Origin of the sequence: Bradyrhizobium lupini (genome assembly GCF_040939785.1) — a bacterium.
Lineage (GTDB): Bacteria > Pseudomonadota > Alphaproteobacteria > Rhizobiales > Xanthobacteraceae > Bradyrhizobium > Bradyrhizobium canariense_D.
In genome coordinates this window covers 4,005,830-4,031,540 of record NZ_CP162553.1, presented here as the reverse complement: position 1 = coordinate 4,031,540, position 25,711 = coordinate 4,005,830, and the positions used below count along the sequence as shown (strand labels likewise).

The window sequence follows — 25,711 nt, the reverse complement described above, 5'->3', positions numbered from 1 at the left end:
AGTTGAGACTCTTCTGACGAACTCCTTCGCCCCGATAGCGACCCAGCCTAACGGCCCCCCTACTCGTTGCGCGCGATCGCCGTCAGCTTGGTCATGTTCCGCAGCAGGATGCGGCCGCGCTGGAGATCGAGGATCGCTTCCTTGCGCCAGGCCTGAAGCTGGCGGTTGACGCTCTCGCGGGCGGCGCCGACGAAGACGCCGAGTTGCTCCTGCGAGATGTGCACCTCCGAGCCGAAATCGGCGGCGAGCGCGCAGAGGCGCCGCGCGAGGCGAACCGGCAGCGGCTGGAGCATGGACTCTTCCATGCGCTCGCTCTGCCAGCGGATGCGCTGGCAGAGCAGCGCGATGATCTTGATCCCGACTTTCGGCTCGCGTTCGAGGAAGGCGAGAAAGTCTTCGCGCCGCAGCACGAACAGCTCGCTGGCTTCGCCCGCGGTGGCGTCCGCAGTGCGGCTCTGGCCATCCAGCACCGCAACCTCGCCGAACAGGTCGCCGGGCCCCATGAAGTTCAGCGTCAGGCGGCTGCCGTCGGAGGCGCCGGTCTCGATACGGACCTGGCCTCGGCGCACGCCGAACAGCGCATCGCCTGGGTCGCCCTTCTGGAACAGCACCTCGCCATTCCCCAGATGCTGGGTGTGGCAGAGATTCGCCAGCCGCTGGAGTTCGTCTGCGCCGAGATCGGCGAACATCGCATTCATCTTGAGGATGACCGCAAATTCGGCCTGCTTGCTCATTTCAATATCCTTGTGAATTTCGTTGGCAAATCGCTTGGAACCATCAACATCAAGATCGCGTAAAACCGCGCCCGGGAAGTGTGCCATAAGTCACATAACTTTGCAGCACCCCCAGACTATTTTTACGTGCTTGGAGCCGCTTCCCGTCCCGGGATAAACTCAGGAGCCAAGGACGGGTGCAAATGACGGTCATGTGCCGGATTCGACGCCGATCGTCCGCCGCTGGAAAGTCGATATGAGAGCCGTGAAATTCGCCGGCGCGGCGGTGGCCGCAATCGTCATCGTGATCGCACTCCTGCTGGTGGTCGGGATCCCCTCGGGCTTCCTGAGTTCGACGATTGCCTCGCGTGTCGAGAGCGCGACCGGCTATCGCCTGTCGGTCGACGGCACCACTAGAATCAGTTTGTGGCCGACGCTGAACGTGACGCTGAACGACCTCACGCTTGCCGACCCCAAGGACCGCAGCGGCATCACGCGCCTGTCCATCGACAGCGTGCGGGCCGACATGTCGCTCTCAAGCGTCTGGTCGGGCCGCCCGAAGATCAGCGAGCTCGTCGTCACCCATCCCGTGCTCTACCAGCCGCTGCTGCGTGAGCGCCTGCCGAATGCCGGCGGCACGTCGAAGCCGGTCGCGCTCGATCTCGACGGCGCCGCCATCGATCGCATCAAGGTCACCGATGGCGAGATCGCATTCGCGCGCGTGCGCGATCGCGTCGAGAGCCGCATCAGCGCCGTCAATGCCGATGCGATCGTCGGCCGCGACCGCAAGTTCAACATCACCGGCACCGCACGGGTCGGCGAGCATCCGACCAAATTCGACATCAAGGCGACCACGCCAGCGCCGCCGGCCGACCGACCGACCATTCCGGTGGATTTCGCCATCGACATGCCGGACGTGCTGAAGTCCCGGCTCGCGGGCCATGCCGAGATGCGGCTGAGCGGCGATGTCGTGATGATCAACGGCCTGAATGGCACGCTCGGCGATGGCGCGTTCAATGGCTGGGCCTCGGTCGATATCGCGAGCAAGCCTCTCGTCAAGCTCGATCTCGACTTCCAGCGGCTCGCGATCCCGCTGGCGAAATCGCCGGAAGGCGCGTCCGGGCAGCCCTGGAGCGATGCGCCGATCGACGTCTCCGGGCTCAACTATGTCGATGCGCAGATCAGGATCTCCGCGCATGAGGCGGTGATCGGCGAGGCACGCCTCGCGCCGCTGGCGGTCGATGCAAAACTCGCCGGCGGCGTGCTGAAGGCCGGCACCGCCAATCTCGGCGCCTATGGCGGCCAGGTTACGGGCGAATTGATCCTGGATGCGACCAGCGGCGCGCCGAGCTTTGCCATGCATTCCGACCTCGCCGGCGTGCGCGCGCTGCCGCTGCTGCAGGGCCTCGCCGAATTCGACCGGATCGACGGCAAGCTGCAGGCCAAGCTCGCGCTGCGCAGCGCCGGCAGCAGCCAGCGCGCGCTGATGGCGAACATGCAGGGCACGGCCTTCGTCAATTTCCAGGACGGCGCCATTCGCGGCATCAACGTCGCACAGATGATCCGCTCGCTGACATCGGGCACGCTGTCCGGCTGGCAGGAAAACGGAGACAGCAGTCGGGAGCAGAGCACGGATTTGTCGCAGCTCTCGGCGTCGTTCCGGATCGACAAGGGCCAGGCGGTGACCACCGATCTCAACTTGACCGGACCGCTCGTCCGCGTGACCGGTGCCGGCACGATCGCACTCGACACCAAGATGATGGGCTTTCGCGTCGAGCCGAAACTGGTGATGACGACCGAAGGCCAGGGCCGCGCCGCCGAGCCGGTCGGCTTCGGCATTCCCGTGATGATCCAGGGCACCTGGTCGCAGCCGCGAATCTATCCCGACATGGCCGGCATGCTGGACAATCCGGACGCCGCCTATGCCAAGCTGCGCGAGATGGGCAGGGGGCTGTTCGGCGCTGATGGGGCCGGGCTCGGCAATATTTTGGGCAGCCTTGGTCTCGGGGGAGCCACCGCGCCGGGTGGCGGTAATGCCGCCGGCACTGCCAATCCGCAAAGCCAGCAGCCCGCCGGACAGAACAATTTGCTCAGCGGCCCCCTGGGGGAGGCGCTCGGCAATCTGATCCAGCAGGGACTTTCCGGTGGCGCGGGAAACGGCACCGGGACCGGGACTGCCACCGGCCGCAGCCGCAGCCTGCCTGCAGCGCCATCCGCACTGATGCCGCAAGCCTCGCCGGCGTCCCCCGCCCTGGAGGACCCGCCGGCGGCGCAGCAGGACAGCCAGCCGATGAACGACGTGCTGCGGCAGCTCTTTAATCGATGATTGCAGGACCAAAGCGCTGGACTCCAGCCCTCCCTTGCCAAGGCGATCCCCTTACATCGGCGTCCCCGGCCGCGGCTTCCTCCAAACGGATGAGACTGCGACAATTCACCATGCTTCCGCCTGCCAGCATCCAAGGGAGTAACCGAGGCCGGTAACCACGCCGGGTGCTCGGCCGTCCCTTGACCAGTCCCTTCACAGTCCCCTGGGACCAAATTGTGCTAGAAGGCTCGCAGGGTCCGTGCGGCCCGTAGCGCCGGCGCCGATGGCGGCGCGAGAGGATCGGGATGGCAGGAGCGAACGACAAGACACGGTTTCTGCGCGAGGGTCTGTTCGCCAAATACGTCGTCTCTCTCGTCGGCCTCGTCGTGTTCGTGCTCGCCGTCAACGGCGCGATGGAGAGCTGGATCTCCTACCGCGCCACCAAGACACAGCTGACCGACGGTCTCGAGGACAAGGCGCAGGCTGCCGCGCGGCGGATCGAGCAGTCGATCTCGGAGCTCGAGCGCCAGATCAGCTGGGTAACCCGGGCGAGCCAGGACACACTCGAGAAGCGCCGCGCCGACTACGCCCAACTGCTGCACCAGGTCTCGGTCGTCACTCAGCTGTTCCAGCTCAACGGCGACGGCCGCGAGGTGCTGCGCGTCTCGCGCCAGTCGACCACGACCGGCAGCAATGCCGACCTCTCCCGCGACATGCGCTTCACCGACACCGTCGCCCGCGGCGTCAGCTACGCGCCGGCCTGGTTCTCCGACCGGACGCCGTTCATGTCGATCTCGGTGGCGCATTCCGGTTTCAACGCCGGCGTCACCGTGGCCGAGCTCGACCTCAGCTTTCTCTCCGAGTACCTCACCGACGCCCAGGTCGGCAAAGCCGCCTTCGCCTATGTGGTTGATCCGCGCGGCCGCGTGCTGGCGACGTCCTCGAAAGGCCCCGAGATCGGTAAGGATTTGTCGAAGCTGCCGCAGGTTGCGGCCGCGGTCGCACCGGGCCACGAGCCCGACAATTCGGGCACCGACTTCAACGGCCATGCGGTGATGAGCGCCGCGAGCACCGTGCCGAAGCTCGGCTGGAGCGTGATGTTCGAGCAGCCGGCCACGCAGGCCTTGATGCCGATCCGCGACCAGCTGGTGCGCATTGCGCTTTTGATCGGCATGGGCCTGCTGGTCGCAATCCTTGCCGGCACGCTTCTGGCGCGCCGCATGATCATCCCGATCACGGCGCTACGCGACGGCGCGCACAAGCTCGGCGAGGGCGATTTCAGCCATCGCATCGAGGTGCACACCGCGGACGAGCTGGAAGATCTCGCCGGCCAGTTCAACCGCATGGCCGACCAGATCCAGGAGACCTATTCGGACTTGGAGACCAAGGTCGAGGAGCGCACCCGCGATCTCGCGCAGTCGATCAACGAGCTCAAGGTGCTGGAAGAGGTCGGCCGCGCGGTCGCAGCCTCGCTCGATCTCAACGCCGTGCTGCCGACGATCGCCGCGCGCGCGATCGAGATCACCCATGCCGACGCGGTGCTGATCTACGGCTATGACGCGCAGGCGCGCCGCTTCAATCTGGTCGAGGCCAACGGCATCGACAAATCCGCCGACGGCGCCCATGTCACGATCGACGAAGGCCAGGATATCCTGAGCGATGCGGCCGGGAGCGGCGAACCGATCGCGCTACCCGATCTCGACCAGGCCTCCGAGCAGCCGCTGCGCGACGTCGCGATCGAAGCCGGCTTCCATTCGGTGCTGGTGGTGCCGCTGGTCGACCAGCAGGGCACGCTCGGCTCGCTGGTGGTGCTGCGCCGCGCCAGCGGCGAGTTCGCCGCCAGCATCATCGGCCTGATGCGCACGTTCGCCAACCAGGCCGTGCTGGCGATGCGCAATGCGCGGCTGTTCACCGAGGTCGACCACAAGGGCCGCGAACTCGCGGCTGCGCACGAAACCGTGCAGCAGCAGGCCGCAAAGCTCCAGGAGCAGACCGAGCAGCTGCGCAACTGGAATCGCTCCCTGGAAGAGCGGGTCGAGAAGCAGTTGGGAGAGATCGGCCGCATCAAGCGGCTCGAACGTTTCCTCGCGCCGCAAGTCGCGCAACTGATCGCCTCGTCCGACGGCCACGATGCGCTGCTCGACAGCCATCGCCGCGAGGTCACCGTCGTGTTCTGCGATTTGCGCGGCTTCACCTCGTTCACCGAGGCGACCGAGCCGGAAGAGGCGATGAACGTGCTGCGCGAATATCACGCCGCGCTCGGCGAGCTGATCCACCGCTATGAAGGCACGCTCGACCGCTTTGCCGGCGACGGCGTGATGATCCTGTTCAATGCGCCGATTCAGTTCGCCGACCATACCAAGCGCGCCGTGAAGATGGCGGTCGAGATGCGCGACACGATCGGCAAGCTGACCGAGAAATGGAAGAACCGCGGCCACTCGCTCGGCTTCGGCGTCGGCGTCGCCATGGGCTACGCCACGCTCGGCCAGATCGGCTTCGAGCAGCGGCTGGAATATGCCGCGATCGGCAGCGTCACGAATCTCTCCTCCCGCCTCTGCGACGAAGCCAAGGCCGGCCAGGTCGTCGTCAGCCGCCGCGTCTACGGCATGGTCGAGCCCTGGGTCGAAGCCCGCGCGCTCGACGATCTCGTGCTCAAGGGCTTCAACCACCCCGTGCTCGCGATGGAGATCCTGTCGTGGCGCGAGGAGGTGGAGAGCGTGGTGGATGCCGCCGCGGCAAGGCGAAGAGGGTAGCCACAACAAAAAACTGCGAAAACAACCCCATGCACAGTAGCAGGGGCCTGCAAGATCAATGACTTACGCGGGCACGGAATTGGCTGGAGGCGGTGCGGTTGATCACACCCCGCGCTTCGGCCCGATCGCCTCGAAGCCGGCCTTCTGCTCGTCGCTTAAGTCAGCTTCGAAATCGTCGAGCGCGTCACTGACGCCGTTCACCGCTTGCAGCATCGTCTGCAGCCGCGCCTTCACGGCGGTGAGGCGTGCCTGTGGTGTCGGTGGGGCCTGTGACGGACAGGCGCTGAGCGTTTCCATGGTGCGCAGTGTGGTGTCCTGGAGCACGTCGAGGCGGGCGCGGGCGGTGTCGTCGAGCTTGAGCGTGGAGGCGATCTCGGCCGCGGGCCATTGCTGCTGCACGAGCTGCTCGTATTGGCGCTGCAGCTTCTCGTCGTAGCGGGGATCGCTGTCCGCCTGGCAGGCCGACGCCGCCTCGGGATTCTTTTGCTGGATCGACGCGAGCGCGGCGCGGCGCTCCTTGGCCAGGCCATCGAGCTTGGCCTTCTGGTCGTCGTCGAGGAGGTCGAGGAATTTTGCGAGCGAAGGTGCGACGGCGTCCGTTGCCTTGATCATGGCCTCGATGCGCTCGCGCATCAGGCCGAGGCGCTCGATGGCCATCGCGGGGACCTGCGTCGGACAGGCGGCGCGGATGGTGTCGCGCGCGGATGCCCACGCGGTGGCGAGCTCGTCGAGCGCTGTGCGCTGCAATTCATTCGGCTGCACGGCAGCGGCGATGCGATCGACCGGCAGGCCGCCGGTGTCGCTGGCATCGCAGACAGTCTCTGCGGTCGGGACCCGCCGTCCGCGCCGGCCCTGCGGCGTGGTGTAGGCCGCAAGCTCGGTGGCCGCATAGGGCGCGAAGATCGCGGCATAGATGTCGCCATAGCCGTAGAGCGAGAGGCTGGTCGTATCGCCGAGGATGATCGCGGTGGTGAGATCGTCATGCGCGAATGGCCAGAACACCGGGCCGACCCAGCCGTAGCTGCCGTCGGGATGGCGCCACCAGCCCTGCGGACGACGGCCGCCACGCCAGCCCGACAGCGCAGCTTGCGCGGTCATCGCCGCACGGAGCACGTATGGATTCGCAGGCTGGCCGCGCTCTGCGCCGCGAGGATCTTGCGACCTCAACGCTGCGGAGCGGTATCGGCTGCCCCGCACCGCCATGCGGGCATGGCGCAAGCGAGACATGCCGATCATGTGGCCGACGGCAAAGCGCGCAACACCGAGCGGGCCGCCGCGGAAGCCGAACTGCGCCTCGGCGCGACCTGGCAACAGCACGGCCAGAATCACGAGGGTTACGCCTGATAGCGCCAGCCCCAGCCTTGGCCTGAGTGCCAAGCGTGATCTCGACATGACCACTGACCTGTCCACCTTGGCCCTCCTCCGGCGCCAAGCGCACATCGCGTCGCATCACCATGACGCGCGAGGGAACCAAATGTTCCGGAAGCGTACAGGGCAAAGCGTCGCAACGCGCCCCGGCAGAGCCGATGCGGTGTTACTCCGCCTTTTGCGGCAGCACGAAGGTTTGGCCGGGATAGATCAAATTGGGATTGTGGATCTTGGCGCGGTTGGCGTTGTAGATCACCGCAAAGCGGGCGCCGTCGCCGTAAGCGAGCCGGCTGAGCGCCCACAGGCTGTCGCCGCGAGAGATCACCCGGCTGCCGCCTGTTTCCGCCGCTGCTCCGCTGACGGCGTCCGCCGGCGAGGCCGATGCAACGGTCGTGGCCGCGGGCGCCCGCGCCATGACCCCCGATCCGCCCTTCGGTTTCGGTGCGCCCATCAATCTCGGCCGGGCTGCGGGCCTGTCCGACACCGATGCCACGACATCCGACTTGTCGTCGGGCTTCTCGGCCTTCGCCTCTTGTTTCGCCTCTTGCCGCGCGACCGGTGCAGGGCGAGCGGGCGGCGGTGCGGCTTCGGCGATGACGACCGGCATGCTGCGGCCGGATTGCGTGACGGTGCCGTCAGGCGATTTCGCCCGCAAGGTCAGCTCGTAGGAACCGGCGGGAAGCTGCGGCGGCGTCATCACGAATTGGCCCGACGCATCCGCCACGACTGTGTCGATCGGCTTGCCGTCGCGCAGCAGCTCGACCTTGGCACCCGGCGTCGCCCGGCCCGCGATCACCGCCGCCTCGCCGTGATCGTCGACGCGTGCAACGTCGAAGCGGGGGCCGGTATCCGCAATCGCCGGCGGCGGCTTGACCGGTGCAAGATCGGCAAGCGCGGCCGTGACCTGCTTTTGCGTCTCGGCCAGCGCACCCGCCTTCGTTTCAGCGGGGGACGCGGCCGGCACCGGCGGCGCGCTTGCGGCCAGCTTGGGCTCTTCCGGCTTGAGTTCCGGCTTGAGTTCCGGCTTGGGTTCGACCTTCTGTTCGACCTTGGCCTCCGGCTTGGCGGCGACCACGGAATCGGTCTTGGCCCCGATCGGCAGCATGCGACGCAGCTCGGTGGGGCCGATCACCAGCACGGTGCCGCCCACCGCGAGCAGACAGAATGCAATGAAGGCCTTGGTCGCGGTCACCATCGGAAACGAACCTTGATCAGGAAGAACCTAGCAAATCAATCGAGCCGGCAAGGTGCGCCGTTTTGGCCACGGCAGCAAGACGGTCGATGGGATGATGCGCCGGCACGCCGGGATGAGCCGGCGCACCCCCGCCGGCGTCAAATGATCGAGGCCGCATCGCGGCATTTTTCTTGAGGAATTTTTTCCGTGACCGCATTTTGCCGTCCCGCACAATGGCTGGTGGTTGCCCTCATCCTGGCCGCAACTCCGGCGCTCGCCGCTTCCGGCCCGCCGTCTGGCTTCGCTCTCACTGACGATGCCGATCTAGCCTTCACCTCGCCCGACAAAGCCACCAAGATCGAGCAGTACATGAAGGACAGCGGAGATTTCGACGTCAAATGGCAGGCCTGGGCGAGGCGTGGCGACCAGATGACGGAGCTGAAGCCCGAGCAGGGCTACGGCGCCGGCTTCCGCTTCACCCCCGACTCGCAATGGCTGGTGCGGATGCAGAAGACCGGCTCCGGCGAGCAGGACCTCTATCTCTACCATGTCGACAAAGGCGCCTTCGTCAGCGTGACGAAGACCTCGTTCAGCGATCTGGCCTGGGCCTATTTCCACAGCCGGCCGGACACGGGGAAGATGAAGCTCGACTACCACATCTCGGCCAATCTCGTGAAAGGCACCGAAGAGGCCTATCGCGGGCTTGGCGTGCACTGGCCGGACAACCGTTACCTTGTGATCTCGGGCGAAATGGACAAGCACCCGAAGAACGTCGCCGTGAAGGGATTGGCCGACTGGCGCTGCCGCTATGATCTCAAGACCGGGACCTTCGACGTGCCGGCGATGTTCGCCAAGACCAATGCGGAAGCGTTGCGATGGGAAATCCGACGCTGAGGGAACCATGGCCCCGCACCTTCAGACAAGCGATGGAACCAACCCTCTGATTCCATTCCGATTCATGTTTTCCTAACCCTCACTGGTAACGTGGTCTTGTCGGTTTTGCCGCATCTTGCATCCCACGGGAGGGCTGCATGGGCACATCGATCCGATGGAGCGCGCGCATGCGCGCGTTGCTGCGCCGTTGGCGCGGCGCGCCGCTGACATGGCTGATCGCAGGGGGCTTCGTGCTGATGGCCGCAATGGCGATCGGCACCGCGCTCACCGTCGACCGCTTCCGGCAGAATGCGATCGAAAGCGGCCGCGACAGCGTGGAGAGCGCGGTCCGGTTGCTCGCGCGCCATTTCGACCGCGAGTTCGAGGACTTCGCGGTGCTGCAGAAGAGCATCATCGCCGAGCTCGAAAGCCATGGTATCGACTCCGCCGACGTCTTCCGCAGCGAGATGGGCACGCTCGCTGTGCACGAGGCGCTGCGCGCCAAAGCCAGCGGCTGGTCGGACGTCGCCGGCGCCAACGTGTTCGACGCCAAGGGCGTGCTGATCAACTCGTCGCGGCGCTGGCCGGTCGCCGATGTTTCAGTTGCCGACCGCGGCTATTTCAATCGCCTCAAGAACGATCCGGCGTCGCAGGAAGAGATCGAGGTCGTGCCGGGACGGTTGGGCAGCGGACCGGCGATCGTGTTCGCGCGCCGCGTCTCCGGTCCCCACGGCGAATTCCTTGGGCTGGTCTCGCGCGCGATCACGCCCGACCAGCTCGAATCCTTCTTCGCCTCGAGCGGGCTCGGCGAGGATTCCTCGATCGCGATGCACCACCAGAACGGCCAGCTGCTGGCGCGCATTCCGCATGTGGAGGCGATGATCGGGCAGAATTTCCGCAACGGCACGCGCGAGCAGATGGCGGTGTTCGAGCGCACCTTCGTCACGACCCAGCTCGCAAGCCCGATCGACGGCAAGGATCGCATCGTCGCCGCACGCCTCCTGACCGGCGAGCCGCTGGTGGTGGTTGCGACCAAGTCGCTGGATGCGACGCTGGCAACATGGCACACGCAGACCAAATTCTTCGTGACCGTCGCCGTGCTGTCGATCGGCCTGCTCGTGCTGACGCTTTATTCCATCTTCCGCCAGATGACGCGCCGGCTCGCCGTGGAGAAGCAGCAGCTCGACACCGCGATGAACACGATGACGCAGGGCTTGCTGATGTTCGACCAGGACCAGCGGCTGATCGTCTGCAACCGCCGCTACATCGAGATGTACGGGCTGTCGGCCGAATTGGTGAAGCCCGGCGCGTATTTCCGCGACGTGATTCAGCATCGCCATGACACCGGCTCGTTCGACGGCGACGTCGATTCCTATTGCGACGGCATTCTGGGCAGCGTCGGCCAGACCCACAGCGCGATAGTCGAGACCTCCGATGGCCGCCTGATCGAGATCAAGAACCAGCCCGGCGCCGGCGGCGGCTGGCTCGCGACCCATGACGACGTCACCGAGCGCATCCGCGCCGACGAGCGCATCGCGCATATGGCGCATTACGACGCCCTCACCGACCTGCCCAACCGCGTGCTGATGCGCGGCCATCTGGAGCGGCGCGTCGCCGAGCTTGCCCAGGGCAAGCCGTTCGCGATCCTCTATATCGACGTCGACGAGTTCAAGGGCGTCAACGATTCGCTGGGCCACGAGGTCGGCGACGAGCTGCTGCGCCAGGTCGCGAACCGCCTGCGCGCCTGCGTCAGCGGCAGCGACATGGTCGCACGGCTGGGCGGCGACGAATTCGCCATCGTCAAGGCCGGCAGCCGCGACGAGGCCGAGCTGACGGCTCTCGCCGAGCAGATCCTGAAGGCGCTGCGCGCCCCCGTGGACTGCAACGGCCAGGAAATCCCGACCGATGCCAGCATTGGCATCGCGATCGCCCCCGACCATGGCGACAATCTCGACGATCTGCTCAAGCGCGCGGATCTCGCGATGTATGCGGCGAAATCCGAGGGCCGCCGCACGTTCCGTATCTTCGCGCCCGAATACGACGCCAAGGCGCGGCTGCGCCGCCAGCTCGAGTTCGATCTGCGGCAGGCGCTGGCCCGCGGCGAGTTCGAGGTGCACTACCAGCCGCTGGTCGATCTCGCGGCCAATGTCGTCACCGGCTGCGAAGCGCTTCTGCGCTGGCACCATCCGGAACGCGGCATGGTCTCGCCCGCCGACTTCATCCCGGTTGCGGAAGAGACCGGATTGATCGGCGAGATCGGCGAATGGGTGCTGAGGCAGGCCTGCCTCGAGGCGGCCTCCTGGCCCGGCGACATCCACATCGCGGTCAACGTCTCACCGGTGCAGTTCCGCTCGCGGACGCTGGCGCTGAAGGTCGCAGCCGCACTCGCCGAGTCGGGTCTCGCGCCCGGACGGCTCGAGCTCGAGATCACCGAGACGGTCCTGATCCGCGACGACCAGGAGGCGCTGACGATCCTGCAGCAGCTGCGCGAGCTCGGCGTGCGCATCGCGCTCGACGATTTCGGCACTGGTTATTCGTCGCTGAGCTATTTGCATCGTTTCCCGTTCGACAAGATCAAGATCGACCGCAGCTTCATCAGCGACATCGGTCAGTCGGAAGATTCCTCGCCGATCGTGCAGGCGGTGGTGCACATGGCCGCCGCCCGTCACATGGCGACGACCGCGGAAGGCGTCGAGACCGAAGCGCAGCGCGCGGTGCTGCTCCAGCTCGGATGCAGCCAGATGCAGGGCTGGCTGTTCAGCCCGGCCGTGCCGGCCGCGAAACTGAAGCAGCTGTTGTCGGCGCAGGCGGCCGCGGCCTAGCGGCGCACTGCCGCACGCTTTGTCATCAACATCTCTGTCCACTCCCGCCCGCCGTGCGTTCGCGAAAGCGCCGGCCGGCTTGGAGCAGGATCGGACAAAACATGGCGGGTTCAGGAAATACGCCCGGCAGCCACGGCGCCTAGAACACGCGCCGTTCCGTACAAATACGGACGACTGATCGAAAGCCCGAGCTGATCAGCAGGAGCCACATCATGACCGGGAACACTGCACTCATGCGCAATCCCTCGCACAAGGGCTTGCCGCCCGCACCCGACGTACAGCCTGTCGATCGCTCGACGTCCGAGCGGCGCGCCGCCGACGCGGAGATGGCGCGCGTGCTCAGAACCGAGCCGTTTCGCATGGCCTTGGACTCCTCCGGCGCGGGGATCGCGCATTGGAAACATGATGCGCTGCACGACGTCGTCGAGCCCATGCGCCACCACGTGATCATGGCGCATAAAGGCGTGATGCAGCGCATGGAGCGGCGCTCGGGAAAATCGATCGCGATCGGCACGTTTCGTCCGGGGGTCGTGAACATCGTTCCGGAAGGGTCGAGCTCCCGATGGGACATTCCGAAGCCCGTCGACGTCGTGCAGCTTTACCTTCCCGACGCAACGCTGCAGCGCGTCGCTGGCGAGGCCGGGACCGCCGGGACCGCCGAATTGATTGAGCGAACGGCGCATCCCGACACCATCACGTCCCGACTGCTCCTGAGCGCCGCGGATTCGCTGGAGGGCCATGGCGTCCTTGATGCGCTGTTCCGGCATCAGCTCACGGATCTTCTGGCCACGCGCCTTTTGGCTGCGCATGCAGGCTCGCCAACCACGTTCCAGCCGACCATGGGCGGGCTGGCGCCGAAGGTCCTGCTCCGTGCGATCGAACGATTGCGCTGCGATAGCGAAGCGGACGTCTCGCTCGATGCGCTGGCGTCCGATGCCGGACTGTCGCGCTTCCATTTCTGCCGCTCCTTCAAGGAGAGCACCGGGCTATCGCCGCATGCCTGGCTGCGTCAGCACCGGCTCGAGCAGGCCATGAACATGTTGCGGGAGAGCGACGAATCGATCGTCTCGGTCGCCGCGGCGCTTGGTTACTCCTCGCAAACGGCCTTCGCCGCAGCATTCAAGAAGCTGACGGGCGAGACGCCGAGCGATTGGCGCAGGCGTATGCGTTAGCAGCAATCTCTCGACAGCGACGGCAATCGCGCTGGGGCAACGGCAAATCGGGTCAGCTACATCATCTCCATGTCCAGACCAATCGAGGGAGACCAAAGATGACCTGGAAAAACTTCGTCAGCCGACGGCTGATTGCCTCACGCCGCCGAAGCCTCGCGACCGCAACCCTGTACGGACTCTCGCTGGCCGTTCGCTTCACGTCGGCGACGGGCGAGGAAGTGGAAATTCCGGCTTACACCATGCACCCGGCACAACCGCCCGTTTCCATCATGATCCGAAATGGCGCCGGCCTTCCCTATCAGGACTGGAGTCGAAGTGAGCTTCAGCCCGTCGTCTTAGGTTACGGCCGGCCACCGAATTCGCTGCAGGCACGCTGCATCGCGCCCTGAGGCCAGCCATCCAACCCACCCCACGCGCCGACGCCGGACGCTGTTCTCAACGCAGCAGCGCGGTCGCGCGCGGTCTTTCGAACAGCAACCAAGGAGAAAATTCATGCGACTCGTCATCATCGGGGCCGGCTTCGCCGGCATGTACGCCGCGCTTTCCGCAGCCCGGCTGCGCGACATCCGGGGCGCCTCGCCGCAAGATCTGCAGATCGCGCTCGTTTCACCGGAGCCGACGCTGGTGGTCCGTCCGCGGCTCTACGAGTCGAAGCCGGAAACCGTGACGGCCCCGCTGCTCGACGTCCTCGAGGCGATCGACGTCGACTACATCCAGGGCAGCGCCGAGACGATCAACACCGAGGCCCGAACGGTGCAGATCGCGCCCGCGAAGGGCCCGCGAAAGACGCTGTCCTACGACCGCCTGGTCGTGACCACCGGCAGCCGGCTCTTCCGTCCGAACATTCCGGGCCTCGCCGAGCACGGCTTCAGCGTCGATTCGCTCGACGATGCCGTTGCGCTCGACAAGCATCTGCATGGCCTCGCGGAGCGGCCTGCCGTGAACGGACGCGACACGGTCGTCGTCGCCGGCGGCGGCTTCACCGGGATCGAAGCGGCCACCGAAATACCGACGCGGCTGCGCGAAATCCTAGGCCCCAATGCCAGGACTCGCGTCGTCATCGTCGATCGCAACACTGCGATCGCACCCGACATGGGTGCAGGCGCCCGCCCCGTCATCGAGGAAGCCTTGCGCAAGATTGGCGTCGAGACACGGCTCGGTGCCGGCGTCGCCGCGCTCGACGAGAGCGGCGTCACCCTGTCCAGCGGTGAGCACATCGAAACCGCGACGGTGATCTGGGCGGCGGGCATGCGTGCAGCGCCGCTGACCGGGCAGATTCCCGCCGAGCGCGACAATTTCGGACGGTTGCTGGTCGATCGCTGCTTGCAGGTGCCAGGCGTTCAGGGTGTCTTCGCGGCCGGCGACGCAGCACGCGCCGCCTGCGACGACGAGGGCAATTACGCACTGATGTCGTGCCAGCACGCCACGCGGATGGGCGCCTTTGCCGGCAACAATGCCGCGGCCGAATTGCTCGGCGTTCCGACCAAGCCCTACCACCAGAAGGCCTACGTCACCTGCCTCGACCTCGGCGAAGCCGGCGCGCTGTTCACACGCGGCTGGGAGCGCAAGGTCGAGCTGGTCGGCGATGTCGCCAAGAAGACCAAGCGTGAGATCAACACCGTCTGGATCTATCCGCCGAAGGCGGAGCGCGCCCTGGCGCTCGCGTCGGCCGATCCGGAACGCGTGACCGAAGTCTAGACGCCTCACGTGATGATGGCCGCGCTCCCGCGGGGCGCGCGGCCCGCCACAGCACCGACCATTCAGGAACCCACAGCATGAACCAGCAGATCCGCAACGTCGCCTTCGCGATGCCGCTGACGAATCCGGCTTTCCCGCCCGGCCCGTATCGCTTCATCAACCGCGAATATTTCATCATCCAGTACCGGACCGACCCGGAGGCGTTGCGCCGGATCGTGCCGGAGCCGCTGGAGCTGACCGAGCCTGTGGTGAATTACGAATTCATTCGCATGCCTGATTCCACCGGCTTCGGCGACTACACGGAAAGCGGCCAGATCATCCCGGTGTCCTTCCGCGGCCAGACCGGCAGCTTCGTCCACCAGATGTTCCTCAACGATCATCCGCCGATCGCCGGCGGCCGCGAGCTGTGGGGCTTTCCCAAGAAGCTGGCCCAGCCGAAGCTGGCCGTCGAGACCGATACCCTGGTCGGCACGCTCGACTACGGCTCGGTGCGCATCGCCACCGGCACTATGGGCTACAAGCATCGCGCCCTCGATCTTTCCACCGAAGCACGAAAGCTCATCGCTCCCAATTTTCTGTTGAAGATCATTCCGCATGTCGACGGCACCGCGCGCATTTGCGAACTGGTGCGCTTCCATCTCGAGGACGTGACGGTGAAGGGCGCATGGACGGGGCCCGCCGCGCTCGATCTCTTCTCCCACGCGCTCGCACCGGTCGCCGAGCTGCCGGTTCTTCAGGTGCTCTCGGCCAAGCATATCGTTGCCGATCTGACGCTCGGATTAGGCACCGTGGTGCACGACTATCTGGAGCGGTCCGCGGCGGCGCGATCGCGTGGAGCCGGATCTGAAATCCTGACCGAAACACACGCGGGCTGACCGAACAGGTCGCATTGCAAGGAGTAGTCACCATGTTCAACGTGACACGCGAACAAATCGATTCCGCACGACCGATCAATCCGCTGCCCTACGATGTCGTTGCGCTGGTGCTGCAGGGCGGCGGCGCGCTCGGGGCCTACCAGGCCGGCGTCTACGAAGGCTTGCACGAGGCCGGGATCCGGCCGAACTGGCTGGCGGGCATCTCGATCGGCGCGCTCAACGCCGCGATCATCGCGGGCTCCCCGGAAGACGAGCGCGTGGCACGGCTGCGCGAGTTCTGGGAGACGATCTGCGCAACCCCGGTGGAATGGCCTGCCGGCGAGGGACTGGCCGGTGCGCTACCGTTCGCGTTCGACTTCAACTCACTGCACAACACGCTTGCCGCGATGCGCGCGCTGTTCCAGGGCCAGCCCGGCTTCTTCAGGCCGCGCTTCCCCTCGCCCCTGTGGTCGCCCTTCTCCGGCGACGCGTCGACCAGCTTCTATGACACGGCGCCGTTGCAACGGACGCTGGAACAGCTCGTCGATTTCGACCGGCTGAACTCGGGCGAAGTGCGTGTCAGCGTCGGCGCGGTCAACGTCCGCACCGGCAATCTCACCTATTTCGACACAGCCGAGCGGCGGCTCGGTCCGAAACACTTCATGGCTTCGGGCGCGCTGCCGCCCGGATTTCCCGCCGTCGAAATCGACTCCGAGCACTACTGGGATGGTGGCGTGGTCTCCAACACGCCTCTCTCTCGCGTCCTGTCGGGCGATGCGAAAGACACGCTGACGTTCCAGATCGATCTCTGGTCGGCGCGGGGCCGCGTGCCGCACGACATGATGGAGGTGTCGAGCCGGCAGAAGGACATTCAGTATTCCAGTCGTACCCGCGCCGTCACCGACCAGGCGCTACGGATGCAGGAGATGCGGCAGGCGCTGCAGCGGACGATCGACAGATTGCCGGACGCCGCAAGAAACGATCCCGAAATGCGCGCCATCGCCGAGCTCGCCCGTCACCGGTCCCACAACATCATCCACCTGATCTACCAGTCCAAGCTCCACGAAGGTCACTCCAAGGATTACGAGTTCGGACCGAAAGCGATGCGCGCGCACTGGCAAAGTGGACGGGACGACATCCGCCGCACGTTGGCCGACGGACGGCGCCTCGAGCCGCCGCCTTCCGAACTCGGCATCGTCACCCACGACATTCACCGCCGCGATTGACCTCGCCGGCAACCATCATCGAAAGGAGTTTTTCATGTTGAAAGGCAAAGTAGCGATCGTCACCGGATCGACCAGCGGCATTGGCCTCGGGATCGCAAGAGAGCTGGCCAGGCTCGGCGCCGATATCGTCCTGAACGGTTTTGGAGATCCGGGGGAGATCGAGAAGATCCGCAGCGGCATCGAACGCGAGGACGGCGTCCGCGTCGCGTATGACGGCGCCGACATGTCTGATGGTGAGGCCGTGCGCGGAATGATCGCGGCAACCATCGAGAACTTTGGACGGCTCGACATCCTCGTCAACAATGCCGGCATCCAGTTCACCGCACCGGTCGAGGCGTTTCCGCCCGCCAAGTGGAAGGCCATTCTCGACATCAACCTGTCGGCCGCATTTCACGGCATCGCTTCGGCCGTGCCCCAGATGAAAAAGCAGCGATGGGGTCGCATCGTCAACATCGCTTCCACGCATGGTCTCGTCGCATCCACCCACAAGGCAGCCTATGTCGCGGCCAAGCATGGCCTCGTCGGCCTCACCAAGGTGGTAGGCCTCGAAACCGCCGGCAGCGGCGTCACTTGCAACGCGGTCTGTCCCGGCTGGGTGCGCACGCCGCTCGTGGAGAAACAGATTAGCGACATCGCGGCGGAGAAAGGCATCAGCCAGAAGCAAGCGGCCGAAGAGCTTCTCTCCGAAAAACAGCCATCGCTGGACTTCGCCTCCCCTAAGCAGATCGGTGGCACCGTCGCCTTCTTGTGCTCGGCCGCGGCCGACCAGATCACGGGGACGACGATCTCCGTCGATGGCGGCTGGACCGCGCAATGAGCGCGTGACGAGCCTCTAACTCACCAAGCGATGACGGCCGCGCTCTCGCTGGCGGCGCGGCCTGCTCAACCAGGACCAGCCAGAGTCAACACCAACCAAGTGCCTCAACCTTGAAACAGGAGACCAACATGAATCTGCACAACACCTCATATCCCGTGTCATCGGGACCCGAAGAGCTCGTTCCGTCGCGCTACGCACTGAAGATCGGCGAGATCGACGTGCTGGTGGTCAGCGACGGCGTGCTGCCGCTGCCGACCAAGATGCTCGCGCACAACGCCGACCCGGCGGTGCGGGCGACCTGGCTGCACGACATGTTCCTGCCGCAGGACGCTTTCGACTGGGCGCTGAACGCCGTCATGGTTCGCAGCGGCGGCAAGACCATCCTCATCGACGCCGGACTGGGTTCGGATCCGAACCTGAACTTGCCGCGCGCCGGGCAGTTGATCAGGCGACTGGCGGCCGCCGGCATCGATCTTTCGGCGGTGACCGATCTGGTGCTGACTCATCTGCACATGGACCACATTGGCGGCCTGCTGGTCGACGGCGTGAAGCAGCAGCTGCGCAAGGACCTGCGGATCCACGTCGCGGCCGCCGAGGTCAAGTTCTGGGAAAAGCCGGATTTCTCCCGCACTGCCATGCCGGAAGGCTTTCCGGACGCGCTTCGATCGACCGCCAAGCAGTTCCTGAAGGAGTACGGCAATAAGCTGAGGCTGTTCGATGACGAGCACGAGATTGCACCTGGCGTCATCGCCCGTCGCACCGGCGGTCACACCCCCGGACATAGCGTGGTTCGCATGGCGTCCGGCGATGACGCGCTGACATTCGCCGGCGACGCCGTGTTTGCCGTCGGGTTCGAGCAACCCGACTGGTTTAACGGGTTCGAACACGACCCCGAGGAGGCCGCGCGCGTTCGCATCCGTCTGTTGCGACAGCTTGCCGAGACCGGGGAAATGCTGGTGGCCACGCACCTGCCGTTCCCGTCCGTGGGCCGGGTGGCAGCCGACGGCGACGCCTTCCGTTGGGTGCCGGTGTTCTGGGACTACTGACCGCTTGCCGGGTTGGAGCTGAAGCAGGGCGCGGACTCGATAAGTCCGCGCCCTTGAAAATAGGATCAAACATCGACCCTCGCGGTTATCGCCCCGCTGAGACGGCTGGAACCGGTCGGCGGCGCCAGCCAGCATTGCGTCCGTGCAGCGCAGGCGGCTCCTCGTCTGCGTTCGTGCGCGCGCGAGATCGAGCGAGGCGACATGGCGATCGCGGCATTCAGGATGATCACTCTCGTGGCGGTTGCCGCCATGATCGGCCCATCCGTGCAGGCCCGCGACGACGGTCGCTACGCGAACTCGCCCCTCAAGGGCTGGTTCGAGAGCCTGCGCAGCAAGGGCGGCGGTCCCTGCTGTGCCGATGCCGATGGCACGGCGCTGGACGATGTCGACTGGGACACCAGCAACGGACATTATCGCGTGAGACTCCTGGGCGACTGGATCGAGGTGCCCGACGACGCCGTGATCACCGAGCCAAACCGCGTCGGCCGCACCATGGTCTGGCCGTATTACGTCAACGGCCGCGCCATGATCCGCTGCTTCATGCCCGGCAGCATGATTTGAGGTCTCAACCTTCGTCCCGTCTCGGCGCAGCATGCGATGATGCGCCGTCAAACCGGCCGGCGCGGGCTCACTTGACCTGCTTGGCCGCGTGGATCTCGACGAACTCGGAGTCGGGATGGGCGACGATGGTGGCGAACATGATGCCGCTGATGATGAGCGACCAGGCGGTGTCCCAATAAATCCAAAACACGTGCCAGCCTCCGTTTCGATCTGCTCCGCCGCGGGATCAGGGTAACGGCAAGACGAGGCTGCCGTTCCCGGTGCGAGTGCAGCGCGGGCGAGATGCTATTTTGGTTTGGTCGGCGCGGAGTTGGGATCGGTTTGGCCGGTGTGGCGCTTTGCCACGACGTCCTCATCGCGCTCGCCCTGACGCGGGCGCGGCGGCGACTTGGGCTGGCCGGCCTGACCGCCATGCTTGCCGCCCATGTCGGGCTTACCTTCGAGATCGTTTTCACGGGGCATGCCGGTTCAATGCGCTCGCGCGGCATTGGTTCGGTTCGCCTGTGAACGAGTTCATAGGATCGCCGCGGATTTGCAGTGCACGATCGCCAAGCCCGCTCCCCGGGAGCATTCTCTTCATATGACTGACGGATTCGGCCTGATGCGGAAACGACTCGTCGCCTGGACGATCCTGACCTGCGCGCTGCTCGCGGTCACCGTGTGGACCGTGCTCGGGCCGCCCCACACCCGGCCCGGGCTCCATCTGCCCTCGCGCACAGCGGCGATACGGTAGACCTCCACCGATACCATTTCGGCATCGATCGATCCCCATTGGAGTTTGGCGCGGCGGGGCGGCTGCCGCTATCCTCGCCGGCAAAACGACAAATGCCGCATCGGCATCCAGGAGGACCCCATGTTGAGATCGACCCGACGCATCAGATCCGGCGTACCCCGCGCCGCGATCGCCACCACGCTTGCTTTCCTCACTCTCATTTCTGGAGTCCGCGCCGGCATGGCCGAGACGTTCGCCTATGTCGGCAATGCCGACAGTAACGACATCAGCGTGTTCAAGATGGCCGAGAGCGGCGAGATGACGCCCGTGCAGACGGCCGGCTTCACCGGCGTCGAAAAGCCCGGCTCCTCGACGCCGCTCGCGATCACGCCCGACCATCGCGTGCTGATCGCCGGTGTCCGCTCGCAGCCGTTTCTCGCGGTGAGCTTTGCGATCGATCCGAAGACCGGCCAGCTCAGCCATCTCGGCAACGGCCCGCTCGCCGACAGCATGGCCTACATCGCCATCGACCGCGGCGGCAAATTCCTGTTCAGCGCCTCCTATGGCGGCAACAAGGTCGCGCTGAATCCGCTGCTCGCCAACGGCGTCGCAGGCGAACCGAAGCAGGTGATCCCGACCGGGCTGAACGCGCACGCCTTCCTGCCCTCGCCCGACAACCGCTTCGCGTTCGCGACCAATCTCGGCTCCGACCAGATCCTGGCCTTCACGTTCGATGCCACGACCGGCACGCTCACGCCGAGCGATCCGCCGGCCCACAAGGTGCCGGAGAAATCGGGACCCCGGCATTTCGTGTTCCACCCCAACGGCAAGTTCGTCTATCTCCTGCACGAGCTAAACGGCGACGTCGCGGCGTTCGCCTATGAGGCCAAGGGCGGCGCATGGGACGAGATCCAGCGCACCAGCGCGCTGCCCGAAGGATTTACCGGAAAGCCCTGGGCAGCCGACATCCAAATCACCCCCGACGGCCGTTTCCTCTACGCCTCCGAGCGCACCACCAGCACGCTCACCGCCTACAAGGTCGATGCAACCACCGGCAAGCTGACCACCATCGGCAGCGTGCCGACCGAGAAGCAGCCACGCGGCTTCCATATCGATCCCGGCGGGCGCTACCTTGCCGCCGTGGGCGAGCTCTCCGACAGCATGACGGTCTATGCCATCGACCAGAGCAGCGGGGTGCTGACCAAGCTGAAATCCTACGCCACCGGCAAGAAGCCGAACTGGGTGGAGTTTTTGAGCCTGCCGTGAGCGGGCGCTGGTACCTCCTCGTCGTCATGGCCGGGCTTGTCCCGGCCATCCACGCCTAGCTACGCGGCACAAAGAACGTGGATGCCCGGACAAGCCCGGGCATGACGCGTTTGTTGGGCGGCCGACGAACCTCTTTGCTTGTGCGGCGACTAATTCAACGGGCGGCATCGCGCCGCCCGTGCTGCTGCGGCATTCTCATCCGGCCGGCCCTGACGTGCCCTTGGCTCGCAGCGATCGCTTCTGCTAACGATGAGGCCGTCAAGGCCCCAACCGGAATGACCCATGCGATCATTGCCTGCGCGTTCTGTTTCCAGACATCTCGTTGCGCTCGCCGGACTGCTGTTGCTGTCGGCCCAGCCCGCTGCCGCCGCCGATGACGACGCGCCCAAGGGGCCGGCGGTCACGGTGCTGAAGGTCGCAAAATCCTGTTTCTCCGACATCGTCGAGGGCACCGGCACCATCATCGCGCGCGAGGCAAGCTCGGTGCGGCCGGAGCGGCCCGGCCTGAAGGTGACAGAGGTGCTGGCGGAAGCCGGCGACACCACCACCGCAGGCCGGGTGCTGGCGCGGCTGGCACTGCCCGAGGGCGGCACGCTTCAGGTCACCGCCCCCGTGGCAGGCGTGATCGCGACGTCGACCGCGCAGATCGGCAACCTCGCCTCCGCCAAGGGCGAGGCGCTGTTCACGATCGTGGCGCGCAGCGAGTACGATCTCGTCGCCCTCGTCGCGACCAGCGATATGCGCAAGCTCGCGGTCAACCAGGTGGCGACCGTGCGCATCGCCGGCGCCGGCGATATCGACGGCAAGGTGCGCCGCATCGGCCCGACGGTCGAGCCGAACATCCAGCAGGGCATGGTCTATATCGGCATCTCCTCGCAGAAGCGGCTGTTGCTGAATGCGAGCGGGCGCGCACTGATCAAGTCGGGCCAGAGCTGCAACGTCGCGGTGCCGCTGACCTCGGTGCAGTATTCCTCCGCCGGCACCGTCGTGCAGGTGATCCGCCGCAACCGCGTCGAGACCAAGCGCGTCGAGGTCGGACTGATGTCGGGCGGCAATATCGAGATTCGCGACGGCCTCAACGAGGGCGATATCGTCGTCGCCCGCGCCGGCGCGCTGCTGCGCGAAGGAGATCCGGTGCGCACGGTGATGGCCACGGAAGCGGCGAAGTAGGATTGCTCGTGTCCCGGACGCGCCGCAGCGTGTGACCTGCCGCGCAGAGCCGGACCCATCTCTCGTCCAAGCGATAAGCTTAAAAACTAAGCCCCGGCTCTGCGTCGCATCATTGCATGATGCGCCGCGTCCGGGGCACGAGACTTCGCAGAACCTAAGAAAAACTAGCCGCCGGCTTCGCCGAAATGGACGTCCTCGAGCAGCGAGGAGGAGACGGTCGGGACCTGGTCGCCTTCGCTGGCGCGGGAGATGGCAAGGCGGGTCTTGTTGAAGACGCTCTCGGCGCTGCCCTGCGTATTGAGGTTGTTGAGGAACTCGCTGACCAGCACGCTGTGCTCGCCCTTGCCGTCGTCGACGACCTTGCCCGGCGAAGCCGAGGAGAGGATCAGCGCATTGTCCGTCGCGCTGATCGGCGCGAGGCCGTGGCTGTAGGAGCGGAAGCGGCGCTCATAGGGATTGCGGCGGGAGGCGTCGACCACGACGAGCTTGGCCTTGGCGCCCTGCTCCTTCATCATGTCGAGCACGCCCTCGATGGAGACGCCGTGACGGCGGACATCGCTTTCCTTCCAGATCACGGCATCGACCGGCAGCATGTAGCTCTCGCGGCCGGCCTGCACGCCGTAGCCGCCGAAGAACAGCATGACGACGGTGTCGGGCTTGATCCGGGACTTCAGGCGATTGACGGCGCGGACCATGTCGTCCTTGGTCGCGTCTTCCACCATGTCGACGTCAAAACCGTTCTTGCGCAGCGACGAGGACAGCGCGCGGGCGTCGTTGATCGACTGCGTCAGCGGCGCGCTGGCGTCGGGGTAGTGCCCATTGCCGATGACGAGGGCGAGACGCGAGGCTTGGCCGATCGAGCCGGTGACCTGGTCGGTCGAGACGGCCTTGGCGGCATCGAGCGCCCGCATGTTGAGGGCAGCATGGGCGCCGATCACGAGCGAGACCGTGCCGATGAGGGCTGCGGCCACCGCGATCGTGCGTCGGGAAATGTCGAGCTGCGTTACATTCATCTCGCGTCATTCCTGTCAGTGCCAAAGACCAGCCAAACACGCGCACACTGTTTGAGTAGCGCGATAGCGTCTTTGGGTTTGAGGGATTGGCCGGGGGTGTGCCCCCGAATTGCGCGCAATTTGCGGCGCCGCACCAAACAAAGCCTTAACCGGATATCGCCTCCCCGGCAATAGATCGCCGAAAATTTGAGCTAAGCCTCTGGAAACATGAACTAATTTGTGCTGCCCAATGTGTGATTTTTTTGCGTCCCCGTAGCCTTCCGGAGCCTGATTATGCAGGCTTCGTGCCGGCTTTTTCTGTGACCCTCATCACATTTGTATTTCCTGCGAATCCGGGTAGCTTTTTCAACGACTTGCAGGGGGTGGCGCGCGGCTGGGAGCGCGCCGGCCGGCCCCCCGGCCAATTCCCGCGACCAGGTTATTTCATGAGCTTTCAATATTTTGCCGGCGCCGCCTGCCGGGCGCTGACCGCGCGGAAGGACGGCCCCTCGCTTTACGACGTCTGCGATCCAGTACTGTCTGTTGCGGCCAGCGGCGATCCGCATCTGCCCAAGTTCTACAAGACCGCGCTCGGCAATCCCGCACTGCGGGTACTGCTCCGCCGGGCCGGGCTGCCCGAGCTGCGCGACGAAGGCAAACTGGCCCGGCTGCGCCAGGCCCTGGTGCGCGCCCGCGACGAGGCCGAGCCCAATTGGGCGGCGGTCGGCCAGCCCGTCGCCGATCTCGTCGACAGCATCGCGCTGGATCATCCCAAGCCGCCGCCGGCCATGTTCACCGGCGCCATGCCGCAACAATCGCAGATCGACGGCGTGATCCGCGACTGCGCGCAGCATCTGCTGGGCTCGTACCGCAAAAATGGCTTTCTGCCGACCTACGCCGCGTTCAACCTGATCGGCGATCCCGATTTCCGCGGCCGAGAGCTGACCATGGCGCTCACGGGTCTCAACGCGCGCGGCTACAAGAACTCCTCGCTGCTGTTCAACCTCGCCCGTGTCTTCATCGCGCGATCGCCGGCGCGCGCGGTCGTCAATCCGCCCTGGCGAGGGGTTGCCGAACCGATGTGGGAGCCGGTGCAGATCCGCCACCGCTCGGCCTATTACGACGCGTTCTTCATCGAGGCGCTGTTGAGCTACGTTGAGACCGGTCTCGCCTCGCTCTCCGACAAGATGGCGGCGGAGCGCGCGGTTGCCGACATGGTCGATTTCTGCGTCAACATCAGCCGCGAAGAGGTCGAGGGCATCGACGGGGCGCGGTTCAACGTCATCACCGCGCTCGCGCCGGCACCGCATCCGCGCTTCTCACGCTACTTCGCCCAGATCAAGCAGGACCTCGGCTTCGGCGTCTACGTGCCGGATTGCGACACCACGGCGTGCTCGATCTCCGCGGCGACGCAGGCCGGCTGCACCGATCCGATCCTCGACCAGCCGCTGCTGGATTTCTATGCCGGCTATCAGGTGCGCGCCGGCGTCAACGAGCCGCGCGTGACCGTGCCGATCAACGACAATATCGATTACGAGGGCGGGGTTGCGACCTGGATCGACAATCTCAAGGGCGAGCGGCCCTATGGCAATGATCTCGATCCGACGCTCAATCTCGACATTCTCGAGGTCAGCTTTCGCAACCTCGCGCGCTGGAAAGTATTGGAGACGCCGGCGCGGCTCGCCACCGTGCATCGCATCCTCGGCTTCCAGAAGCGGCTGGCGGCGAGCGGCGCCTTCGCCAATCCGCGCTCGCATATCTACTATTTGCCTGAGCTTTACAGCGCCTATTTCGGTCGCTGCTATGCTGCCTTCCTGGCGCTGCCGCTGGCGGCGCAGGCGATCATCGATCCCGACGGCGATTTCGATTTCATCCGCCACCGCGTGCTCTCCTACGTCAAGGGCGAGTTGATGGCCGCCGAAATGAACGTGTTCGACGCAGCGCTCGCCCTGATCGCGCTCGGCCATCTCGGCGCCGACCCGCGCGCCTTTGCGCCGGCGCTGAACGTGATCGTCGCGAGCGTCGGCGAAGGCAGCCGCCGCGGCCCGTTCCGCGCCTATGAGTGGAACAAGATGAAGACGCCGACGCGGATCCTGGTGGGCGGTCCGGAGGTCACGTCGGCGTTCGTGCTGATGGCGCTGGCGGTGGCCAAGCGGGCGATGGCGCGGGGATGAGGTTGCGCAGGGTGG

At 65.7% G+C, this 25,711-nt stretch carries 22 protein-coding genes; 16 read left to right on the top strand and 6 right to left on the bottom strand.

The genetic code is table 11. The features are described from left to right. Window positions 1-59: 59 nt before the first annotated feature. Window positions 60-734 (bottom strand): Crp/Fnr family transcriptional regulator, encoded by a 675-nt coding sequence (locus AB3L03_RS19000; RefSeq protein ID WP_018456597.1) that lies wholly within the window; start codon window positions 732-734, stop codon window positions 60-62. A gap of 235 nt (window positions 735-969) precedes the next feature. Here AB3L03_RS19000 and AB3L03_RS18995 point away from each other — a divergent pair, with 235 nt between their 5' ends. Next, a complete protein-coding gene (locus AB3L03_RS18995) occupies window positions 970-3,039 on the top strand; it encodes an AsmA family protein (RefSeq protein WP_368506872.1) in 2,070 nt (689 codons plus the stop codon). 284 nt (window positions 3,040-3,323) lie between these two features. Further along, window positions 3,324-5,771, top strand: coding sequence for an adenylate/guanylate cyclase domain-containing protein (locus AB3L03_RS18990; protein ID WP_085358499.1), 2,448 nt, complete (start codon window positions 3,324-3,326; stop codon window positions 5,769-5,771). A 102-nt stretch (window positions 5,772-5,873) separates the two neighbouring features. On the opposite strand, the gene AB3L03_RS18985 is transcribed toward AB3L03_RS18990, so the two are convergent. Together AB3L03_RS18985 and AB3L03_RS18980 are read right to left on the bottom strand one after the other, a co-directional pair. Then, a complete protein-coding gene (locus tag AB3L03_RS18985; protein WP_051113002.1) occupies window positions 5,874-7,163 on the bottom strand; it encodes a Spy/CpxP family protein refolding chaperone in 1,290 nt (429 codons plus the stop codon). A 142-nt stretch (window positions 7,164-7,305) separates the two neighbouring features. Continuing rightward, window positions 7,306-8,334: a LysM peptidoglycan-binding domain-containing protein gene (locus AB3L03_RS18980; protein WP_018456601.1), complete on the bottom strand. Its 1,029-nt coding sequence runs from the start codon at window positions 8,332-8,334 to the stop codon at window positions 7,306-7,308. A gap of 186 nt (window positions 8,335-8,520) precedes the next feature. Here AB3L03_RS18980 and AB3L03_RS18975 point away from each other — a divergent pair, with 186 nt between their 5' ends. From AB3L03_RS18975 to AB3L03_RS18930, 10 genes are all read left to right on the top strand, one after another. Further along, window positions 8,521-9,207 (top strand): hypothetical protein, encoded by a 687-nt coding sequence (locus tag AB3L03_RS18975; RefSeq protein ID WP_026233205.1) that lies wholly within the window; start codon window positions 8,521-8,523, stop codon window positions 9,205-9,207. Between the two features lie 137 nt (window positions 9,208-9,344). Then, the gene (locus AB3L03_RS18970; protein WP_204512827.1) at window positions 9,345-12,008 is read left to right on the top strand and encodes an EAL domain-containing protein; all 2,664 of its coding nucleotides are present in this window, start codon (window positions 9,345-9,347) and stop codon (window positions 12,006-12,008) included. A gap of 212 nt (window positions 12,009-12,220) precedes the next feature. Continuing rightward, window positions 12,221-13,180 carry a helix-turn-helix domain-containing protein gene (locus tag AB3L03_RS18965; RefSeq protein WP_368506871.1) on the top strand — a complete coding sequence of 320 codons (960 nt, stop codon included), beginning with the start codon at window positions 12,221-12,223 and terminating at the stop codon, window positions 13,178-13,180. 98 nt (window positions 13,181-13,278) lie between these two features. Further along, on the top strand, window positions 13,279-13,569 hold the full coding sequence (locus AB3L03_RS18960; RefSeq protein WP_085348874.1) for a hypothetical protein: 291 nt from the start codon (window positions 13,279-13,281) through the stop codon (window positions 13,567-13,569). Between the two features lie 103 nt (window positions 13,570-13,672). Next, window positions 13,673-14,878 carry an NAD(P)/FAD-dependent oxidoreductase gene (locus AB3L03_RS18955; RefSeq protein WP_368506870.1) on the top strand — a complete coding sequence of 402 codons (1,206 nt, stop codon included), beginning with the start codon at window positions 13,673-13,675 and terminating at the stop codon, window positions 14,876-14,878. 77 nt (window positions 14,879-14,955) lie between these two features. After that, a complete protein-coding gene (locus AB3L03_RS18950) occupies window positions 14,956-15,753 on the top strand; it encodes an acetoacetate decarboxylase (RefSeq protein WP_018456607.1) in 798 nt (265 codons plus the stop codon). Window positions 15,754-15,785: 32 nt separating this feature from the next. Then, entirely contained in the window at window positions 15,786-16,958 is a 1,173-nt protein-coding gene (locus tag AB3L03_RS18945) for a patatin-like phospholipase family protein (RefSeq protein ID WP_204512831.1), read from the top strand. Window positions 16,959-16,992: 34 nt separating this feature from the next. Beyond that, window positions 16,993-17,775: a 3-hydroxybutyrate dehydrogenase gene (locus tag AB3L03_RS18940; protein WP_368506869.1), complete on the top strand. Its 783-nt coding sequence runs from the start codon at window positions 16,993-16,995 to the stop codon at window positions 17,773-17,775. A gap of 128 nt (window positions 17,776-17,903) precedes the next feature. Further along, the gene (locus tag AB3L03_RS18935; protein WP_247820887.1) at window positions 17,904-18,821 is read left to right on the top strand and encodes an MBL fold metallo-hydrolase; all 918 of its coding nucleotides are present in this window, start codon (window positions 17,904-17,906) and stop codon (window positions 18,819-18,821) included. A 201-nt stretch (window positions 18,822-19,022) separates the two neighbouring features. Beyond that, the gene (locus tag AB3L03_RS18930; protein ID WP_018456611.1) at window positions 19,023-19,382 is read left to right on the top strand and encodes a hypothetical protein; all 360 of its coding nucleotides are present in this window, start codon (window positions 19,023-19,025) and stop codon (window positions 19,380-19,382) included. 67 nt (window positions 19,383-19,449) lie between these two features. Here the strand turns inward: AB3L03_RS18930 and AB3L03_RS18925 are convergent, their stop codons facing one another. Next, window positions 19,450-19,572 (bottom strand): hypothetical protein, encoded by a 123-nt coding sequence (locus AB3L03_RS18925; protein WP_018456612.1) that lies wholly within the window; start codon window positions 19,570-19,572, stop codon window positions 19,450-19,452. Between the two features lie 95 nt (window positions 19,573-19,667). Continuing rightward, window positions 19,668-19,844, bottom strand: coding sequence for a hypothetical protein (locus AB3L03_RS18920; protein WP_157642977.1), 177 nt, complete (start codon window positions 19,842-19,844; stop codon window positions 19,668-19,670). A gap of 118 nt (window positions 19,845-19,962) precedes the next feature. Between AB3L03_RS18920 and AB3L03_RS18915 the strand changes: the two genes are divergently transcribed. From AB3L03_RS18915 to AB3L03_RS18905, 3 genes are all read left to right on the top strand, one after another. Continuing rightward, window positions 19,963-20,115, top strand: coding sequence for a hypothetical protein (locus tag AB3L03_RS18915; RefSeq protein ID WP_018456614.1), 153 nt, complete (start codon window positions 19,963-19,965; stop codon window positions 20,113-20,115). 120 nt (window positions 20,116-20,235) lie between these two features. Continuing rightward, on the top strand, window positions 20,236-21,360 hold the full coding sequence (locus AB3L03_RS18910; RefSeq protein ID WP_368506868.1) for a lactonase family protein: 1,125 nt from the start codon (window positions 20,236-20,238) through the stop codon (window positions 21,358-21,360). Between the two features lie 282 nt (window positions 21,361-21,642). Next, entirely contained in the window at window positions 21,643-22,530 is an 888-nt protein-coding gene (locus tag AB3L03_RS18905; protein WP_368506867.1) for an efflux RND transporter periplasmic adaptor subunit, read from the top strand. Window positions 22,531-22,694: 164 nt separating this feature from the next. On the opposite strand, the gene AB3L03_RS18900 is transcribed toward AB3L03_RS18905, so the two are convergent. Then, window positions 22,695-23,543: a caspase family protein gene (locus tag AB3L03_RS18900; protein ID WP_018456617.1), complete on the bottom strand. Its 849-nt coding sequence runs from the start codon at window positions 23,541-23,543 to the stop codon at window positions 22,695-22,697. 425 nt (window positions 23,544-23,968) lie between these two features. Between AB3L03_RS18900 and AB3L03_RS18895 the strand changes: the two genes are divergently transcribed. Further along, the gene (locus AB3L03_RS18895) at window positions 23,969-25,696 is read left to right on the top strand and encodes a hypothetical protein (RefSeq protein ID WP_204512834.1); all 1,728 of its coding nucleotides are present in this window, start codon (window positions 23,969-23,971) and stop codon (window positions 25,694-25,696) included. Window positions 25,697-25,711 lie beyond the last annotated feature (15 nt).

Excerpts from the sequence above, each read along its gene's own strand:
- AB3L03_RS19000 (WP_018456597.1), bottom strand. The coding sequence starts at position 734 with ATGAGCAAGCAGGCCGAATTTGCGGTCATCCTCAAGATGAATGCGATG.
- AB3L03_RS18995 (WP_368506872.1), top strand. The coding sequence starts at position 970 with ATGAGAGCCGTGAAATTCGCCGGCGCGGCGGTGGCCGCAATCGTCATC.
- AB3L03_RS18990 (WP_085358499.1), top strand. The coding sequence starts at position 3,324 with ATGGCAGGAGCGAACGACAAGACACGGTTTCTGCGCGAGGGTCTGTTC.
- AB3L03_RS18985 (WP_051113002.1), bottom strand. The coding sequence starts at position 7,163 with ATGTCGAGATCACGCTTGGCACTCAGGCCAAGGCTGGGGCTGGCGCTA.
- AB3L03_RS18980 (WP_018456601.1), bottom strand. The coding sequence starts at position 8,334 with ATGGTGACCGCGACCAAGGCCTTCATTGCATTCTGTCTGCTCGCGGTG.
- AB3L03_RS18970 (WP_204512827.1), top strand. The coding sequence starts at position 9,345 with ATGGGCACATCGATCCGATGGAGCGCGCGCATGCGCGCGTTGCTGCGC.
- AB3L03_RS18965 (WP_368506871.1), top strand. The coding sequence starts at position 12,221 with ATGACCGGGAACACTGCACTCATGCGCAATCCCTCGCACAAGGGCTTG.
- AB3L03_RS18960 (WP_085348874.1), top strand. The coding sequence starts at position 13,279 with ATGACCTGGAAAAACTTCGTCAGCCGACGGCTGATTGCCTCACGCCGC.
- AB3L03_RS18955 (WP_368506870.1), top strand. The coding sequence starts at position 13,673 with ATGCGACTCGTCATCATCGGGGCCGGCTTCGCCGGCATGTACGCCGCG.
- AB3L03_RS18950 (WP_018456607.1), top strand. The coding sequence starts at position 14,956 with ATGAACCAGCAGATCCGCAACGTCGCCTTCGCGATGCCGCTGACGAAT.
- AB3L03_RS18945 (WP_204512831.1), top strand. The coding sequence starts at position 15,786 with ATGTTCAACGTGACACGCGAACAAATCGATTCCGCACGACCGATCAAT.
- AB3L03_RS18940 (WP_368506869.1), top strand. The coding sequence starts at position 16,993 with ATGTTGAAAGGCAAAGTAGCGATCGTCACCGGATCGACCAGCGGCATT.
- AB3L03_RS18935 (WP_247820887.1), top strand. The coding sequence starts at position 17,904 with ATGAATCTGCACAACACCTCATATCCCGTGTCATCGGGACCCGAAGAG.
- AB3L03_RS18930 (WP_018456611.1), top strand. The coding sequence starts at position 19,023 with ATGGCGATCGCGGCATTCAGGATGATCACTCTCGTGGCGGTTGCCGCC.
- AB3L03_RS18920 (WP_157642977.1), bottom strand. The coding sequence starts at position 19,844 with ATGCCCCGTGAAAACGATCTCGAAGGTAAGCCCGACATGGGCGGCAAG.
- AB3L03_RS18915 (WP_018456614.1), top strand. The coding sequence starts at position 19,963 with ATGACTGACGGATTCGGCCTGATGCGGAAACGACTCGTCGCCTGGACG.
- AB3L03_RS18910 (WP_368506868.1), top strand. The coding sequence starts at position 20,236 with ATGTTGAGATCGACCCGACGCATCAGATCCGGCGTACCCCGCGCCGCG.
- AB3L03_RS18905 (WP_368506867.1), top strand. The coding sequence starts at position 21,643 with ATGCGATCATTGCCTGCGCGTTCTGTTTCCAGACATCTCGTTGCGCTC.
- AB3L03_RS18900 (WP_018456617.1), bottom strand. The coding sequence starts at position 23,543 with ATGAATGTAACGCAGCTCGACATTTCCCGACGCACGATCGCGGTGGCC.
- AB3L03_RS18895 (WP_204512834.1), top strand. The coding sequence starts at position 23,969 with ATGAGCTTTCAATATTTTGCCGGCGCCGCCTGCCGGGCGCTGACCGCG.